Origin of the sequence: Allobosea sp. Root381 (genome assembly GCF_001429395.1) — a bacterium.
Classification (GTDB): Bacteria; Pseudomonadota; Alphaproteobacteria; order Rhizobiales; family Beijerinckiaceae; genus Allobosea.
The window spans coordinates 1-18099 of sequence record NZ_LMJT01000004.1; the positions used below are offsets into that span (position 1 = coordinate 1).

Below are 18099 nucleotides of genomic sequence, written 5' to 3' on the forward strand. Positions count from 1 at the left end.
TTGCCGGCGCCGCCGATGACGTTCTCGATCGAGATGAGCTCGTCGTCGCCGGCCTCGTCGCCCGAGGCCGTGCCGGCCGACAGGTCGACGGTGACGCCGGCCGTGTCGTCGGAATAATCGGCCGTGTCCACGCCGTCGCCGCCATCGAGCAGGTCGTCGCCGACGCCACCCTTGAGCACGTCGTCGCCCGCGCCGCCGAACAGCGCGTCGTCACCGGCACCGCCCTCGAGCAGGTCGTCGCCGGCCTCGCCGTGGAGCTCGTCGTCGCCTTCGCCGCCCTCGACAATGTCGTTGCCGGCCCCCGCCAGCACGAGATCGTCGCCGGCGCCGGCGAGGATCACGTCGTCGCCGGCCGTGCCGGCGATCTCGTCATCACCGGGGGTGCCGGCCGGCAGCTGCGGGGCGACGGTGATGGCGACGCTTCCGGTCGCGGTGCCGCCCTTGCCGTCGGAGATCTCGTATGAGAACGACGCCTCGCCCGAGAAACCCTCGGCCGGGGTGAAGACGATGTTGCCGTCGGCATCAAGCGCCACCGTGCCGCCGCTGACGGCGGTGACGGACTGGATCGTCAGGCTGTCGCCATCGGCGTCCGCGTCGTTGGCGAGCAGCGTGCTCGCCAGGATCGTCAGCGCCGCACCATAGGCCGCCTCGATCCCGGTGTCGTCGGCAGCGACCGGGGCGCTGTTCGGCGGNGTCGTTGGCGAGCAGCGTGCTCGCCAGGATCGTCAGCGCCGCACCATAGGCCGCCTCGATCCCGGTGTCGTCGGCAGCGACCGGGGCGCTGTTCGGCGGCGGCGCATCGACGATCTTGCGCAGCGAGACGTCGTCGAGAGCGGCGCCGTAGCCGTTGAGGTTGGTCTCCGAGCCCTGGAAGATCAGCTCGTTGGTGCCGTCGCCGGAGCCGCCGACGACCTCGACAGTGATCGCCTGCCAGACATTGCCCGGCACGCCTTCATAGACGAGTTGCCCGCCCCAGTAGACGCGAACGCCATCATCACTGGTCCTAGCGTCGGCATCGGCGATGTGGAAGGTCAGCCGGTAGGTGGCACCGTCCTCGACGCCCGCCACTGTCTGGACGAGCTTGGCATTGTTCCTGTTGCCGTCCATGTCGAACCAGACATTGCCGTCCTTGGCGCTGACGCCGTTCTGCGTGTCGAAATGCAGCTCGGCTCGGCCGCCGGCAGACGTATTGACCTGCTTCCAGCCGGGAATGACGCCGTTGTCGTTGCGATAGCCCCAGTCGCCGTTCCAGTTGCCGTTATAGGAACCGGTCAGGTCCTCGAAGCTGCCGTTGACGATCAGGTTCGGGTTCTCGTCGATCCAGACCATCGAGACCTTGTCGAGCGCTACGCCGGCGCCGTTCGGGTTCACCGTGGTGCTCTCGAATTCAAGCTTGTTCAGGCCATCGCCGGCACCGCCGACCACATCGATCGTGATCTCCTGCCACTTGTTCTTCGGGATACCGGTGTAGATCACCTGGCCGCCCCAATAGACCTTGATGGTGTCGCTGGCCTGGTTGGCGTCGGTGTCGGCGATCGAGAACTTCAGGCGATAGGTCTCGCCCTGCTCTACGCCGGCGATGGTCTGGACCAGCCTGGCGTTGTTGTTCGCGCCTTCCATGTCGAACCAGTAGGCACCCTCGGCGGGGCCGACGCCGCCGACCGTGTCGCGGTGGATCTCGGCCCGGTTGTCGGCGACGTTGACCCAGCCCGGGATGACACCGGCCGGGCTGGTGTTGCGATAGCCCCAGGCGGCGCTGTCATTGGCTCCGGTGAGATCCTCGAAGCCACCATTGACGATCAGCTCGGGCCCGGTCGTGCCGGGCGGGAGGATCGTCAGGGAGAGGGTCGCCGTGCCCGTGCCGCCGGCACCGTCTCTGACGAGAAAGGTGAACGCGTCCGTGCCGGTGAAGCCCGCAGCGGGGGTATAGCGATAGCTGCCGTCGGCAGCGATCTCGACCGTGCCGTGCGCCGGCCCCTGACCGAGGGCGAAGGTCAGCGATGCGTCGCCATCGGCATCCGTCGCCACCAGCTGTCCGTCGATGACATTGTTCCGGCTCCCGGTCGCAATTCCGTCGACGGCATCCGGGGCCGAGTTCTGCATCGGGGCGCCTGCCAGAGTCGCGAGCAGGCTGGGGAGCAGCGCGGCGACCTCGGCATCGCTGCCGGGGACCGCGATCGCGGCGAGCTGGGCGCCGGTGAAGATCGCCCCGCCGCCGGTCGTGATCGAAGCCGGCTGACGCGCCGGATCGACCCCGTCGAGCAGGACGATCGCATCGCTGCCCGCGCGGATGATCAGGTTGTTGCCGTCGCGTATCACGGCGAGATCGGCGGGAAGGTCGCCTTCGAAATGAAGCGTGCTGGCGCTGTCCAGCGAGACCAGGTCGATCCCGTCGCCCACCCGGAAGACGACGCTGTCGCCGGTCGCGACGATGACGTCGTTGCCGGCGCCGCCGATCAGCGTGTCGGTGCCCTCGCCTCCGGAGAGGAAGTCGTCGCCTGCACCGCCATGCAGTTCGTCATGGCCGGCGCCACCGAACAGCACGTCGTTGCCGCCATCGCCATAGACCACGTCGTCGCCCGCGCCGGCGCGGGCGATGTCGTCGCCCTGCATGGCGTAGATCTTGTCCGCGCCGTGGGTGCCGGTGACGACGTCCCCCTGCGCCGTGCCGAAGACGGCCTTGACCCCGGCGATCGCCTCGATGCTTTCGCGGGCGAGCCTGGTGTCGTCGACGAAGATCGCGTCGACGCCCATGTCGACATATTTCTGGACGTCGGCCTTGGCGCCAAGGACCGTCCAGGTCACGACCTTGAGGCCGGCCGCATGCGCCGCCGCGACATCCACCGCGGAGAAGGAATTGACGCTAGGCGCGATGATGTCCGCGAAGGTTACGGTGTCGGCGATGTTGCCGATGCCGCTGCGCAGATAGGCCAGCGGGATGTCGACGCCATATTGCGGCATGATGGTGTTGTGCAGGTCCTTCAGGTTGCCGGCGCCGAAGCTCTGGATCGTGACGAGTTCGGGATCCGTGAAGTCATGTGCGACCAGCGCCTTGATGACGGCTTCGCTGGTCGCGTAGTTGGTGCTCTTCGTCTCGGGAATGACGCCGATCTTGCGCCCGGTCTCGATCGACATCGTCTTTGCGATCTCGATGACCTCGTCGAAGGTCAGGAGGTTAGGCTCGATCGCCTTCGCCTCGGCATAGGTCAGATTCTGGTAGTTGTGGTTGTCGTGGCTCGCGACGAGCACGCCGTCCTTGGTCAGATAAAGGTCCGGCTCGATGAAGTCCGCGCCGTAATTCACCGCCCAGACATAGGCGTCGCGGGAATGGTCGGCATAGGGATTGGTGCCGCGATGCGCGAGCAGGATGATGTCGGACATGACGATGGTTCCGGAGGGCGCAACGGGGGGCCAGCCAGCCGCGCCCCTCGCAGCTTGCCTAGGCGGATAACTCTGATGGGCAGCCTGCCCCAATAGGCACGGCATTGATGCCCGAGGGCGTCCGGGGACGCCCTCGGGACGGTTTCGATCAGACGAAGCGGAAGTCGTCGGCGTGCAGCGAATTCAGCTGAATGCCGCTAATCGTCAGCGTGTTGTCGGCATCAACCGTGATCACGACGTCCGCTCCGACCTGGGCCGCATGCGAGAAGAGCGCGTCGATATCGGCGAAGATCGCCCTGTCGAACTCGATCACGTCCTCCTGGCCGCCGGCGAAATCCGTGATCGTGTCGCGGCCGAAGCCGGGCGCGAAAACGAAGACGTCGTTGCCGGAGCCACCGGTCAGGATGTCATCGCCGGCGCCGCCATCGAGCACATCGTCGCCCGAGCCGCCGCTCAGCTTGTCGTTGCCGAGGCCACCGAGCAGGATGTCGTCGCCAGAGCCGCCCGAGATGTCGTCGTTGCCTTCGCCGCCGTCGAGGAGGTCGTCGCCCGAACCGCCCTTCAGCGTGTCGTTGCCGAGCCCGCCGTAAAGCGTGTCGTCACCGGCGCCGCCGCTGAGCGTGTCGTCGCCCGCGCCGCCGTCGAAGGTATCGTCGCCATTGCCTCCGGTGACGACGTTGTCGCCGTCGCCGAAAGCCAGGTTCTCGATGTTGACGAAGGTCTGGACGCCGATACCGGCGCCGGCGACACGGCCCGAGGCCATGTCGACATAGATCGCGCCGCTGGCGGCGGAGAGATCGAGCGTGTCGTAACCGTCACCGCCATCGATGTAGTCGTTGCCCGGCCCGGCGATGATCGTGTCGTTGCCCGCTCCGCCATGGATCGTGTCGTCGCCCGCGCCGCCGCTGATGATGTCGTTGCCCGCGCCGCCATGGATCGTGTCGTTGCCGGCCTCGCCATAGAGGATGTCGTCGCCATCGCCGCCGTCGATGAAGTCGTCGCCGGCGCCGGAGTAGATGGTGTCGTTGCCGACCCCGCCGCGGACGCTGTCGTCGCCATCGCCGAGATAGATCTGGTCGTCGCCGTCGCCGGCATCGATGTCGAAGTCGCTCGACGAGGTCGCCGTGACGAGATCGTTGCCGGCACCGAGCAGGATCTTGCCGTTGACGACCGCACCGACATAGAGGTTCAGGTGGTCGTCGCCGTCACCCATGTCGATGGCCGCGCCGCCGGTGGCTTCGATCAGGCCCGAATTGCCGAGCTTGTCGTTGCCGCCGCCCATCGAGACGCCACCGATGATAGTGGCGCCGGCGACGTTGATCACCTCGTCGGCATGGTCGCCGATCAGGTTGATCGCCTCGTTACCGCGCAGGTCGAAGCCGGCGGCCTCTTCCGGCGAGACGTTTTCGGGGCCGTTGCCCTGGCCCTCGATCAGGCCGCGGTTGACGATCAGGGTTGCGCCCGGTGCGCCGGCATTGCCGGAATTGTCGACCTGGATGGCGCGGCCATGGCCGCGGATCGTCGCCCCGGTGTCGTTGACGATGGTGCCGCCGCCAGCCGCGATGGCTTCGGACACGTTCGGCTCGCCGTCCTTCGAACCGCTCGCACCGAGGCCCTCGATCGTGCCGGTGTTCAGGATGGTCACGAGGCCGTCGACGTCGATCGCATCGCCGTCGCTGTCGGCGAGGCCGGCGGATCGGCCCTGCATCACGCCGTTATTGGTGATGTGGACGCGGCTGGCCTCGGCGCCATCGTTGTCGATGTTCACCGCCGAGCCGTTGCGGCCGATGATCGTGCCGTCGTTGACAATGGTGACCGTCTTCTTGCCGGTGATCGCGTGTTTGGCGCCTTCCAGCAGGCCGCCGGCATGGTTGTTGACCTTGCCGCCGCTGTTCTCCTGGAAGTCGATCAGGTCGCCGCCGGCGACCGCGCCGGTCTCGGAGGTGATCGTGCCCCAGTTATTGACGGTGCCGTTCTGCCCCGGGCGGATGACGTCGGTGTTCTCGCCATGCTGGCGGATGATGCCGCCGGCCTGGTTGTTGATGGTGACGCTGGCGCCGTTGTCGTCAAAATCGTCGAAGTCCATGACGCGGCCATCGGCCTCGATGACGCCGGCGTTGCTGACGACGATGGTCGCGCCGGCCGCACCGGCCCGGCTCGGACCGATTTCGCCGCGCAGCGTGCCGCCGGCGAGGTTGTCGATGGTCAGCGAACCAGCCGCCCCGGCCGTGGCCTGAAGCAGGCGCTCGCCGGCATTCACCTCGATCAGCCCGGCATTGGTCAGTACGGCGTCGCCGCCGCCGGCCCAGGTAACTGCATTGTTCGAGACGATCAGCTTGCCGCCGGCGTCGATCTCGACCTCGTCGTCATTGTCGATGATCAGGCCGGACGTGACGGTGGCGCCGTCGCGGATGACGATCTCGTCATAGACCGCGCTGCCGGCGACCGACCAGCTGCCGGCCTGAACCTCCAGCCGCTCGACGCCGGTCGCCGCCGCGAGCGAGCCGGTGCCCGCGCCGAGCAGCTTGACCGTGTCGAAGCCCGTGCCGCCGTCGACAATCGCCGCGGCCCCAGCCCCGGCCTTGACCTCGATGCTGTCGTCGCCCTCGCCGCCGATCGCGGTGTCGCCGGCACCAATGACGATGCGGTCATTGCCGGCGCCGCCATTCAGCACGTTGGCCTGGTCATTGCCGATCAGCACGTCGTCGCCGCTGCCGCCGATGACGTTCTCGATGCCCTGCAGGGTGTCGAGGCCGATATCGGCGCCGGTCGCCTTGCCGGTCGAAAGATCGACCGTGATGCCGCTCGTCTCGGCGGAATAATCAGCGGTGTCGATGCCTTCGCCGCCGTCGAGCAGGTCGTTGCCTTCGCCGCCGACCAGGGTGTCGTTGCCAGCGCCGCCAAACAGGAAGTCGTCGCCGAGGCCGCCGATCAGGCGGTCATTGCCCTCGCCGCCCTGCAGGACGTCGTCGCCTTCGCCACCGTCGAGCAGGTCGTCGCCCGCGCCACCGCGAACGAGGTCGTCGCCGGAGCCGGTTCGTACGATGTCGTTGCCTGAGCCGGCGTCAACGACGAGATCGTCCTCGACCTCGGTCGCAGTCAGCGTATCGTCGCCGGCGCCCAGCCGGATCTCGCCATAGATGTTCGAGCCTTCGAGCAAGGTGACCGCGTCGTTGCCGTCGCCCATGTCGATGGCGATGCCGTCAAGGCCGATGATCGTGCCGGAATTGACCAGCGTGTCGTCACCGCCGAGCATCGAAATGCCGCTGAACAGCAGGTCGTTGTTGGTGAAGTTGTCATTGCCGTCGCCGAACGGGTTCGTCGTCGCCGCTTCGTTGCCGGGAACGAGATTTGGCGCGCCGTCCGAATTCGGCGGCGTAGGCAGCTGGGGGGGCGTTGAGACGCTGGTGACCGCCGCGCTGCTGCGGACGGCCTTGCTACCGCCACCGCCGGCAATGATCTCCATCGCGGCCGGCGCACCACCGGAAGCCGATATGCCGCCCGGCATCGCGAGATGGATCGCGGGATCGACGATGGTGTTGTCGAGCGTCGTGTCGATCAGGCTTGGATTGGTCGAGCTGCCGTTTACCGCGCTGGAGCTGCCGATGCTGCCGGTCGAATCGACATCGGCCTCCCCCTCGCCCTCATTGCCGGAAGCGCCGGCCGAACCGCCGCCCGTGCCCAGGCCGTTCACAGTCACGGTTTCGCCGGCGGCGATGTTGCGGTCGGCGGTCCAGGTCCAGCTCGTCGCGCTGCCCTCGCCGAACTCGGCACCGTCCTGCCGGACGGTGATTACGTCGCCCGCGAGGACGGGTTCGAGAACCCTGACCGTGACGCTGCCACCGGCATCAGGGCTGAAGCCGATGTAGCTGACCGAACCGACTGGGCGAGCCATAGCATATTCCTCTAAGTCAAACGGGTAGCAGCGGCCCAGACGGGGCGCGGGTCGAGACGGATCGTTCCGGGCCTCGGCGTGCGCTAATGACGCGCCGCGAATGACAACAATTTTACGTTTTTTTAACTAACTAGAATTTTAGCATTCCGAGCACGCTGAAATTATTCGTCGGCTACAGATTAAGGCAGCGCGGCGATCGGCAAGATCGCCACGCCGTCGTTGGCAAGCTTCACCGCACTGTCACATCGCGGCCCTATCGCTCCGCGCCGCCCATCCTGAGTGCTCGGCCCAGGGCCGAAATCCCGGAGGGTCAGGCGCGCGGATGCTCGCCCCGCATGCAGCCGGGGCTCGTCCGGGTGCTGTCCAGTTCGGTACGCGTCCCGGGGAAACGCCCTTGCTCCCAAAATCTCAAAAGAACGCGGCCAGCGAAGCACTGGCCTCATGTCGTTCGGCCTTCCTCGCAGTGGCCCTGTTCTCCGCCGTCGTGAACGTGCTGATGCTGACAGGCTCGATCTACATGCTGCAGGTCTATGACCGCGTACTGCCGTCGCGGAGCGTTCCGACACTGGTCGCGCTCTCGCTCATCGTGGCGGCGCTCTACGTCCTGCTCGGCGTGTTCGACTGGCTGCGCCAGCGCATCCTCACCCGCATCGGCGCAGAGCTTGACCGCAGGCTCGGCGGCCCGGTGCTGACCGCGATCATCTCCGGGCAGCTCCGCGGCGCCCCCGTCGGCACGCAGCCCTCGCGCGATCTCGACAGCGTCCGCGGCTTTCTCTCCGGCCTGGGCCCGACGGCTCTGTTCGATCTCCCCTGGATGCCGCTCTACGGCGCACTCTGCTTCATCCTCCACCCCTATCTTGGCTGGACGCTGGTCGCCGGCGGCGTGATCCTGATCATGCTGGCGCTGCTGACCGAATTCATGTCGCGGCGGCCGAGCGCCGAGCTCGCCCGCACCACGGCGGAGCGCGCCACGCTGATCGAGGCCTCGCGCCGCAACGCCGAGGCAGTCTCCGCGCTCGGCATGGGCGGGCGCATCGGCGCCATGTTCGAGCGGATGAACGATCGCCATGTCGCGGCGAACCTCGGAGCCGCCGACATCACGAATGGTATAGGCGGTGCATCGAAGGTGATCCGCTTCATGCTGCAATCGGCGATGCTCGGCGTCGGCGCCTGGCTGGTGATGCATGACCAGGCTTCTTCGGGCGTGATGATCGCCGCATCGGTGCTCAGCAGCCGGGCTCTCGCGCCGATCGAGCTGGCGATCGGCAGCTGGCGCCCATTCATCGGGGCGCGCCAGGCCTGGGGCCGGCTGCGCACCGCCCTGGCGGAAGGCCCGGCCGCACCGGCCGTCGCGCCCGAGCTGCCGATGCGCGGCGTGACGCTAGAGCATGTCTCGGTGGCTCCCCCCGGTAGCCCGACGCCGACAGTCAAGGACATCGCCTTCACGCTCGAAGCCGGACAGGGCCTTGCGGTGATCGGCCCCTCCGCCTCGGGCAAGTCCTCGCTGGCGCGCGCGCTCGTCGGTGTCTGGCCCGTGTCACGCGGCAACCTGCGCCTCGACGGCGCCACGCTCGAGCAATGGCCCGAGGAGCAGCGCGGCGCCGTCATCGGCTATATGCCGCAGGACGTGCAGCTCTTCGCCGGTACCGTCGCCGAGAACATCGCGCGCTTCGACCCGGCGATGACGGAGGAGGCGGTGCGCAGCGCAGCCAAGGCCGCAGGCGCCTACGACCTGATCCTCGGCCTGCCGAAGGGCTTCGAAACGCCGGTCGGCGAGGCCGGCGGCACGCTCTCAGGCGGTCAGCGCCAGCGCATCGCCCTGGCCCGCGCGCTCTATCGCGACCCCTTCCTCGTGGTGCTCGACGAGCCCAACGCCAATCTCGATGCCGATGGCGATGCGGCCCTGACCGGGGCGATCTCGGGCGTACGCGCCCGCGGCGGCATCGTCGTTGTGATCGCCCATCGCCCCTCGGCGCTGGCTGGAATCGACCTCGTGCTGATCATGGCCGAGGGCCAGGCGCAGACCTTCGGACCGAAAGAAGAGGTCCTGCGCAAGAGCCTTGCGGCAAAGCCCGGCAATGCCGCGGCGGTACCTTCGAACTCCAGGATCGTGGTGGCTGCCGATGCGCGCGGTTAACGAGAACAAGGCCGGCGGAAGCCTCCCGCTCGCAGGCGCCAATGCAGGTGGCAAGCGGCCGAATCCGCGCCGCGACATCCGCCGCGCCACGCTGTTCGGCGTCGCGACCATGGCCGTGTTATGCGGCACCGTCGGGCTCTGGGCGGCGACGGCACCTCTCTCTGGTGCGGTGATCGCCTCCGGCAAGGTCGTGGTCGAGAGCAATGTCCGGCGTATCCAGCATCCGGCCGGCGGCGTCGTCGCCGAAATCCGGGTGAAGGAAGGTGACCGCGTCAAGGCGGGCGATGTCCTGGTACGCCTCGACGAGACCAATGCCCGCGCCAGCCTCGCCCTGATCGAGATCGAGCTCCTGCGCTTCCAGGCGCGCAAGGCACGGCTCGAGGCCGAGCGCGACGGCGAGGCCGAGCTCGAAATGCCAGCTGCCCTGCGCGACCGTAGCGAAGACCCCGCCGTCGTGCAGGCCATTGGGGCCGAGACGCGGTTGTTCCGCACCCGCCGCGCTGCGGCCGAGGTGCAGCGCTCGCAGTTCCGCGAGCGGATCGCGCAGTCGCATGAGGAGATCAAGGGCCTCGCCGCGCAGATCGAGGCACGGCAGGTCCAGGCCAAGCTGATCGGCCAGGAACTCGACGGCGTGCAGAAGCTCTACGACCAGAGCCTGGTCGCGCTCTCGCGGCTGACGGCGCTGCAGCGCGAGGCCTCCCGCCTCGTCGGCGAGCGCGGCAGCCTGACCTCGGACACCGCCCGGGTGAAGGGCCGTATCGCCGAGGTCGAGCTGCAGATCGTCCAGATCGACGAGGATCTGCGCCGCGAGGTCACGACGGAGCTGCGCGACGTGGACGGCAAGATCGCCGATCTTACCGAGCGCCGCGTCGCGGCCCGCGACCAGCTCGACCGGATCGAGATGCGCGCGCCACAGGACGGGCTCGTCCACCAGCAGATCGTGCACACCATCGGCGGCGTGATCGGCCCGGCCGAGCAGATCATGCTGATCGTGCCCGAGACCGACGGGTTGGTGGTCGAGGCACGGGTGGAGCCGACGATGATCGACCGCCTGCATGTCGACCAGCCGGCGATGCTGCGCTTCCCGGCCTTCGACAGCGCCACGACGCCGGACCTCAAGGGGCGGCTGATCCATGTCTCGGCCGACGCCAGCACGGACCAGCAGACCGGTGCCTCGTTCTACACGGTGCGCGTGGCGCTCGACCGCACGGAAACGGACCGCCTCGGCGGCAAGACCCTGCTGCCGGGCATGCCGGTCGAGACCTTCATCCAGACAGGGACGCGTACCGCCTTCGCCTATCTGGCCAAGCCCTTCCAGGACCAGATCACCCGCAGCTTCCGCCATTGAGGGCGTCTGCCGATCGCGTGAAACGTCTTCCCGTCACCGCTGTGCAAACCCGCACGGCGGTGACGGGAAGGACTGGAATCGAATCCGTTCGGAGGATGCGTTGAGCAGCGGCTACCCGCTCAGCCCCACCAGCGCTCTGCAACCGGGAAACGACCGGCCGCATCCTCGATGATCTGGCCGAGCGAGAACAGCGTCTCCTCGTCGAAGGGCCGCCCGATCAGCTGGAGGCCGAGCGGCAGGCCCTGCGCATCGAGACCTGCAGGAACGGCGATGCCGGGAAGGCCGGCCATGTTCACCGTCACGGTGAAGATGTCGTTGAGATACATCTCGACGGGATCGGCAGAGCCCTTCTCTCCGATTCCGAAGGCCGCGGATGGCGTTGCGGGCGTCAGGACGGCGTCGATGCCGGCAGCATAGGCCTGGTCGAAATCGCGCTTGATCAGGGTGCGGACCTTCTGAGCGCGGACGTAATAGGCGTCGTAATAGCCTGCCGAAAGCACATAGGTGCCGATCATGATGCGGCGCTTGACCTCGGCGCCGAAGCCGGCGGCGCGGGTCTTCTCGTACATCTCGACGATGTCCTTGCCCTGCTCGCGCAGGCCATAGCGCACGCCGTCATAGCGGGCGAGGTTCGAGGACGCTTCGGCGGGCGCGACGATGTAATAGGCCGGCAGGGCGTATTTCGTATGCGGCAGCGAGATCTCGACGATCTCGGCGCCGGCAGCCTTCAGCCAGTCGATGCCCTTCTGCCAGAGCGCGTCGATCTCATCGTTGAGCCCGTCGAGGCGGTATTCCTTCGGGATGCCGATCTTCATGCCCTTGACCGAGCGGCCGATGGACTTCTCGTAGTCCGGCACGGCGATGTCGACCGAGGTCGTGTCCTTCGGGTCGTGCCCGGCCATGGAGCCAAGCATCACGGCGCAGTCGCGAACGCTCTTGCCTATCGGCCCGGCCTGGTCGAGCGATGAGGCGAAGGCGACGACGCCCCAGCGCGAGCAGCGGCCATAGGTCGGCTTGATGCCGACCGTGCCGGTGAAGGCTGCGGGCTGGCGGATCGAGCCGCCGGTATCGGTCGCGGTCGCGGCGAGGCAGAGATCGGCGGCGACAGCCGCAGCCGAGCCGCCCGAAGAGCCGCCCGGCACGAGGTGGTTGCCCTCGACGGCGCCGCCCTGCCCGGCCGAGACATTGGAGCCCTTACGGCGCCACGGGTTCACGACATTGCCGAAAGCCGAGGTCTCGTTCGACGAGCCCATGGCGAATTCGTCATTGTTGAGCTTGCCGAGCATGACGGCACCGTCGCGCCACAGCTGCGACGAGACCGTGGACTCGTAAGGGGGCACGAAATTGCCGAGGATGTTCGAGCAGGCCGTGGTGCGCACGCCCTTGGTCGCGAACAGGTCCTTGATGCCGAGCGGCAGGCCTTCGAGCGCGCCACCCTCGCCCTTCGCCAGCTTCTCGTCGGAAGCCGCCGCCTGCTTCAGCGCGTGCTCGGGGGTCTCCAGAACATAGGCGTTGAGCGCGCGAGCCTTCTCGACGGCTGCGATATGCGCCGTGGTGAGCTCCGTGGCGGAGAAGGTCTTGGCCTTCAGCCCGTCGCGGGCTTCGGTCAGGGTCAGGCGGGTGAGATCGGTCACGGGCGGAAAATTCCGTTCTGCATGCGGATGGAGATCCCCGGCCCATGCTCCGCATGTCCGGGGATGATCGAATGAGCGGCTAACGGCCGCTCATTCGATCACCTTCGGCACCATGAAATAGTCGTCCTCGGAGGCCGGCGCGTTGGCGACGATCTTCGCAGCGATCTCGCCGTCGGTCACGACGTCCTCGCGCTGCTTCATCGCCATCGGCATCACCGAGGTCAGCGGCTCGACACCGGAGACATCGACCTCGTTGAGCTGCTCGACGAAGCCGAGGATTGCGTTGATCTCGCCTTGCAGCTTCGGCAGGTCCCCCTCCGGCACGGCGATGCGCGCCAGATGCGCGACGCGTTTGACGGTGGCGAGATCGACCGACATGGCGGACTCCTGAAAGGGGGGCGGCGCAGAGCGCCAGACGAGATCAGGGCTATAAGGTGCGGATCGACCGCTCGCAAGGATTGGCGGGCCGCCTCAGATCGCGAAAGCCTCGCCCTTCCTGGGCAAAATCGCTTCGATCGCACTGCCCTTCAACCCGGCGACGAAGGCGTCGGCATTCTGGTCGATGATCGGGAAGGTGCCGAAATGGCAGGGAATCGCGACCTTCGGCTTGACGAAGCGGGTCATGGCGAGCGCGGCGACCTTGCCACCCATGGTGAAGCGATCGCCGATCGGGCAGATGCAGGCTTCGACGCCATGGATCTCGCTGAGCAGCTCCATGTCCGAGAAGATATCGGTGTCGCCCATGTGCCAGAGCGTCTTCGCCCCCTTCGCCTTGATGATCGCTCCATTGGCGCTACCGACGGGCACGTTGACACCGCCCTCGCCCATCCCGGCAGAATGGTCGGCGCGGACCAGCGTGACGCTGAAGGGGCCGAGGTCGACGGTGCCGCCGGTATTCATCGGCTGGAAGCTCTTCAGACCCTTCGAGGCGAGGTGCATGGCGAGGTCGTAATTGGTGATCACCGCCGCGCCGCTCGATTCGGCAATGGCGAGGGTATCACCGACATGGTCGCCATGGCCGTGGGTCACGATGATGTGGGTCACGCCCGTCGAGATCGCCGCGATGTCGCCCTCGAAGACCGGGTTGCCGGTAAAGAACGGGTCGATCAGAACGACGGCACCGTCGATCTCGGCGCGGAAGGCGGAATGGCCGTACCAGGTGAGTTTCATGCGGAGGCTCCGGACTCTCGAGATGCGAGCTCCTGTCTAGGCCGTTCCCACGGGTCGACCAAGTCGACAATGCCGCCGCCTGGATGCAGGCTAGTCGCAACGCAGCGCAAGTTACGGACCCACCTCATGCCCCACTCCTCCGAGGTTTCCAGCCAGGAACTCGCCCGCAGGATCGCCCAGGGGCGCGGCGATGAACCGGCCGATCTCGTCATCCGCGGCGCGCGGCTGCTCGATCTGGTCACCGGAGCGCTGGTCGAAAGCGACATCGCGATCTGCGGCGACACCATCGTGGGAACCCATGGACGCTATGAGGGCAAGACCGCGTTCGACGCGGCCGGGCTGATCGCCGTGCCCGGCTTCATCGACACGCATCTGCATGTCGAATCCTCGCTGGTGACGCCGTTCGAGTTCGAGCGCTGTGTGCTGCCGCATGGCGTCACCACGGCGATCTGCGACCCGCACGAGATCGCCAATGTGCTCGGTATCGAAGGCATCACCTATTTCCTCGAATGCGCCGAGGCGCTCCGCATGGATCTCCGCGTCAACCTGTCGAGCTGCGTGCCGGCGACGCATCTGGAGACGGCAGGTGCACGGCTGGAGGCCGGCGACCTGACCCCGTTGATGGACCATCCCAAGGTGATCGGGCTGGCCGAGTTCATGAACTTCCCGGGCGTGATCAACCGCGATCCCGGCTGCCTCGCCAAGCTGGAGGCGTTCTCGCACCGCCATATCGACGGCCACGCGCCGCTGGTGCGGGGCATGGACCTCAATGCCTATCTTTCGGCCGGCATCCGCACCGACCACGAAACCACGGCGGTCGAGGAGGCGCGGGAAAAGCTCGCCAAGGGCATGGCGATCCTGATCCGCGAAGGCTCGGTCTCGAAGGACCTGCACGCGCTGATCCCCCTGATCTCGCGCGACGCCTCACCCTTCCTCGCCTTCTGCACCGATGACCGCAACCCGCTCGACATCGCCGAGGAAGGCCATCTCGACTACATGATCCGCACGGCAATAGCCCATGGCGCGGATATCCTCGCGACCTATCGTATCGCCTCGCTTTCGGCCGCGCGCAATTTCGGCCTGTTCGACAGGGGTTTCATCGGCCCGGGTAAGCGCGCGGACATCGTCCTGGTGGAGGATCTGGCGGCCTGCTCCGTGAAACGGGTCTTTACGGGCGGCAGGCTGGTCGAGGACGCGCTGTTCGGCGACCGCGTCCCGGTCGCGCCGGTCGGGCTCGCCAGCGTCAAAAGCCGAGCGCTGACGCCCGAGGATTTCAGGGCTGCCGCAGGCGAAGGCGAGACGCCGGTGATCGGCGTCGTGCCCGGCCGCATCATCACCGAGCGCCTCGCGATGCAACTGCCGTCGCGGGTCGGTGAAGCCCTGCCCGATCTCGCCCAGGACGCCGTCAAAGTCACGGTGATCGAGCGACATGGCAAGTCGGGCGGCATCGCGACCGGCTTCGTCCACGGCTTCGGCATGAAGCATGGCGCCATCGCCTCGTCAGTCGGCCATGACAGTCATAATCTCTGCGTCGTCGGTGTGGACACGGCCTCGATGGCCGCGGCCGCCAATCGGCTTATCGAGATCGGCGGCGGCTTTGCGGTTGCCGATGGCGGCACGGTCACGGCCGAGCTGGCGCTGCCGGTCGCCGGGCTGATGAGCGACCAGCCCTTCGAGATGGTGCGGTGCGATCTGGAGGCGTTGCGGGCAGCAGCCAAAGCGCTCGGCGTGGTACTGGCCGAGCCGTTCCTGCAGGTTGCATTCCTGACCCTGCCGGTGATCCCGCATCTCAAGATCACCGACAAGGGGCTGGTCGACGTTGATCGGTTCGACTTCGTATAGGGTAGCTCGCGGCCTATTCGCGCGAGAACAACTCGCCGCAGCGCGAGAAGGACAGCCCCATGCCGTCGCTGTCGCGGCTGATCCGGATGGATTCGATCACGCCCTGCGCATCGACCGAGATCTGCGCCTCGCAGACATAGTTGATCTGCTGGGGCGGCTGGTAAGTGGTCTGCGTCATGCTGCGCTGCGGCTGGCCCGCAGGGGTCCAGGTCGGCATCTGCCGCGTCTGGAAGCTGCCCGGGCGCGTCGTCGTCGCCTCACCGCCGCGCCACGTGTGGATCTGGCCGCCATTGTCGAGCGGGTAGCTCGATACCGGCGGACCGTTCGTCACGAAGAAGGAATCGGCGCGCTGGCCGACCCATTCGCTGCGCATCGTCTTTGCGGCTTCCTGCGTCGTCTGGCAGCCGGCGAGCACCGCCGTCGCGAGCAAGGCGGCAAGCATGGTCGTCTTCATCTTTCCCCCAAAAGGCATCTCAGGCCGTCGCGGTCCGGTACGGCTCTCGCGTTGCCTAGACGAAGTCTCTTCAATTTTTTCTTTTGATTTCCGTAAAATGCTCTGCATCCGGCAGACTTCCGGTCGAGCCGCGAAAACGCCCGCGGTGGCTGGGCGCTCATGCTAAGTTTTCTCGGAACCACGTCGTCATCCCGGACGAGCTGCGAAGCAACGTAGCTCCGGGATCCATCGTAGAGTTCAGCGCCCTTCGATGGATCCCGGGGCAAGCCCGGGATGACGTTGTGGTTCCGTGCAAAATCAGCAAGCCACAAACAACGGCGAGAGCGCGGACGACTTGCGATTTTACAGCGTAACCTCAATGCCTTCCGCCCGCGCCTTCGCGCGTAGGTTTAGCCTTCTCGTGCCCGGCAGGCGCGTGCCGTCCTGCTCCTCGATGGCGTGGACAAGGGCGCGCATGCGCTCGTCGAACCAGTTGCCGCCCATCGCATGCGGGTCGATGGCGAGGATGAGCTGACCTGTGTCGGGCGGGCCGCCCTTGTCATCGAGGAAGGACGAGGCCTGGAACCCGAAATGCGCGCCGACCAGGGCCGCCGCCAGGATTTCGACCATCATGGCGAGCGTGGCGCCCTTGGCGTCACCAAGCGGGACCATCGTTCCGGCAAGCGCTGCGGTCGCATCGGTCGTCGGCTTGCCTTCGCCATCGAGCGCCCAGCCCTCGGGGATCGCTTCGCCCTTTTGCTTCGCAGCCACGATCGGGCCGCGGGCGACCTTCGACAGCGCCATGTCGATAACCACCGGCTCACGCCCGGCGAGCGGCGCCGCGAAGGCGATCGGATTGGTTCCGAAGACCGGCTTGGAACCGCCCCATGGAGCGATCGCACCGGGCGTGTTGGCAAACAGCATGGCGACGAGCCCCTGCTCGGCCAGACGCTCGACATGCAGGCCCGCCGCCCCGCAATGGCCGGAGCGCCGGATCGGCGCGGCCATGAGCCCCTGCGCACGGGCGAGTTCAGGCAGTTCGGCCACGGCGAGGTCGATCGCCGGATAGGCGAAGCCGTGGCCGGCATCGATTGCGAGGACACCGGGCTTCGGCCGTGTCGCCTTGGGCACGGCTTGGCCATCGATCTTGCCCGATTTCAGCATGGCGAGATAGGTCGGGACGCGCGACAGGCCGTGGCCCTTCAGCCCGTCGGCCTCGGCCATCACCAGCGCCCAGGCGACCGAGGCTGCGTTGGCGGAAGAGGCGCCGGACTCCGCGAAAAGCTCCGTTAGGCGGGCCTCGGCCTGCTCCAGCGAAAGCCGCGTCATGCCCTGCCCTCCAGCGCCGCCATGACGCGCTCGGCCACCAGGCCGGAAACGCGGCCATTCGACTCGACCGTGTTGCCGGCGATATGCGGCGTCAGGATCAGGTTGGGCACGCCGGCGAAGAGTTTTCCTGCACCGCGCAGCGGCTCCTCGGCGAAGACGTCGATCGCCGCGCCGCCGAGCTTTCCCCCCTTGAGCGCTTCGACCAGCGCCGCCTCGTCCATGATGCCGCCGCGTGCCGCATTGATCAGGATCGCGTCCGACTTCATCCGGGCCAGGGCGTCCTTGCCGATCAGTCCCCTCGTCTCGGGGGTGAGCGGCAAGTGGATGCTGACGACATCCGAGGTCGCGAGCAGCGCATCAAGGTCGAGCCGTTCGGCCGCGGCCCAGACCTTGTCGCCGGCCGGGACATAGGGGTCGTAGGCGGCGACGGTCATGCCCAGCAGGCGACCATGCGCGGCAGTGTTGCGAGCGATCGCGCCGAAGCCGACGAGGCCCAGGCGCTTGCCGGCGATCTCGCGGCCGATCAGCTTGGTCTTCGGGAATTCGCCGGCGACCATTGCGGCGTTGGAGAAATAAGCGCCGCGCAGCAGCGTCATCGCGCTGCCGATGACGTATTCGACCACCGACAGGCTGTTGGCCCCCGTCGCCGGGAACACCTTGATGCCGCGCGCCGTGCAGGCGTCCATGTCGATATTGTCGAGCCCGACGCCGAGGCGGCCGACGACCTTGAGATTCTTCGCAGCGGCCAGAACGTCGCCACGCACCTGCGTCTGGTTGCGCACGATCAGGGCGGGAATATCGGCAACCAGCTTCGCCAGTTCCTCCGGCTTGCCGAAGAGCTCCGGGTCGTGATGGACCTTGTAGCGGGCGCTCAATGCGGCGACAGCCGCGTCGTCCATGAATTCCGTGATGACGATATCGGTCATGGAG

General features: G+C 67.2%; 11 protein-coding genes. 3 read left to right on the forward strand and 8 right to left on the reverse strand.

What is annotated here, in order from left to right; translation table 11 throughout:
• Together ASE63_RS05430 and ASE63_RS05440 are read right to left on the reverse strand one after the other, a co-directional pair.
• A partial coding sequence (locus ASE63_RS05430; protein ID WP_210169308.1) for a cadherin-like domain-containing protein occupies window positions 1–692 on the reverse strand: 692 nt, incomplete at both ends.
• 2837 nt (window positions 693–3529) lie between these two features.
• Entirely contained in the window at window positions 3530–7276 is a 3747-nt protein-coding gene (locus ASE63_RS05440; RefSeq protein WP_056797759.1) for a hypothetical protein, read from the reverse strand.
• A 394-nt stretch (window positions 7277–7670) separates the two neighbouring features.
• Between ASE63_RS05440 and ASE63_RS05445 the strand changes: the two genes are divergently transcribed.
• Together ASE63_RS05445 and ASE63_RS05450 are read left to right on the forward strand one after the other, a co-directional pair.
• Complete coding sequence (locus tag ASE63_RS05445; protein WP_056797760.1) at window positions 7671–9413, forward strand: type I secretion system permease/ATPase; 1743 nt, start codon at window positions 7671–7673, stop codon at window positions 9411–9413.
• A complete protein-coding gene (locus ASE63_RS05450) occupies window positions 9400–10761 on the forward strand; it encodes an HlyD family type I secretion periplasmic adaptor subunit (RefSeq protein ID WP_082609688.1) in 1362 nt (453 codons plus the stop codon). The genes ASE63_RS05445 and ASE63_RS05450 overlap by 14 nt, the downstream gene beginning before the upstream one ends.
• 119 nt (window positions 10762–10880) lie before the next feature.
• Here ASE63_RS05450 and gatA read toward each other — a convergent pair whose 3' ends face one another.
• From gatA to ASE63_RS05465, 3 genes are all read right to left on the reverse strand, one after another.
• Complete coding sequence (gene gatA / locus ASE63_RS05455) at window positions 10881–12395, reverse strand: Asp-tRNA(Asn)/Glu-tRNA(Gln) amidotransferase subunit GatA (RefSeq protein ID WP_056797763.1); 1515 nt, start codon at window positions 12393–12395, stop codon at window positions 10881–10883.
• A 90-nt stretch (window positions 12396–12485) separates the two neighbouring features.
• On the reverse strand, window positions 12486–12773 hold the full coding sequence (gene gatC, locus ASE63_RS05460; protein ID WP_056797764.1) for an Asp-tRNA(Asn)/Glu-tRNA(Gln) amidotransferase subunit GatC: 288 nt from the start codon (window positions 12771–12773) through the stop codon (window positions 12486–12488).
• A gap of 93 nt (window positions 12774–12866) precedes the next feature.
• A complete protein-coding gene (locus tag ASE63_RS05465) occupies window positions 12867–13565 on the reverse strand; it encodes a metal-dependent hydrolase (protein ID WP_056797767.1) in 699 nt (232 codons plus the stop codon).
• 126 nt (window positions 13566–13691) lie between these two features.
• Here ASE63_RS05465 and ade point away from each other — a divergent pair, with 126 nt between their 5' ends.
• Window positions 13692–15407, forward strand: a complete 1716-nt coding sequence (gene ade / locus ASE63_RS05470; protein WP_056797769.1) for an adenine deaminase — start codon at window positions 13692–13694, stop codon at window positions 15405–15407.
• Between the two features lie 13 nt (window positions 15408–15420).
• On the opposite strand, the gene ASE63_RS05475 is transcribed toward ade, so the two are convergent.
• From ASE63_RS05475 to ASE63_RS05485, 3 genes are all read right to left on the reverse strand, one after another.
• The gene (locus tag ASE63_RS05475; RefSeq protein WP_056797772.1) at window positions 15421–15861 is read right to left on the reverse strand and encodes a hypothetical protein; all 441 of its coding nucleotides are present in this window, start codon (window positions 15859–15861) and stop codon (window positions 15421–15423) included.
• 342 nt (window positions 15862–16203) lie between these two features.
• Window positions 16204–17169: an Ldh family oxidoreductase gene (locus ASE63_RS05480; protein ID WP_056797774.1), complete on the reverse strand. Its 966-nt coding sequence runs from the start codon at window positions 17167–17169 to the stop codon at window positions 16204–16206.
• Window positions 17166–18095, reverse strand: coding sequence for a hydroxyacid dehydrogenase (locus tag ASE63_RS05485; RefSeq protein WP_056797776.1), 930 nt, complete (start codon window positions 18093–18095; stop codon window positions 17166–17168). Before ASE63_RS05485 ends, ASE63_RS05480 begins: the two co-directional genes overlap by 4 nt.
• Window positions 18096–18099: the final 4 nt, after the last annotated feature.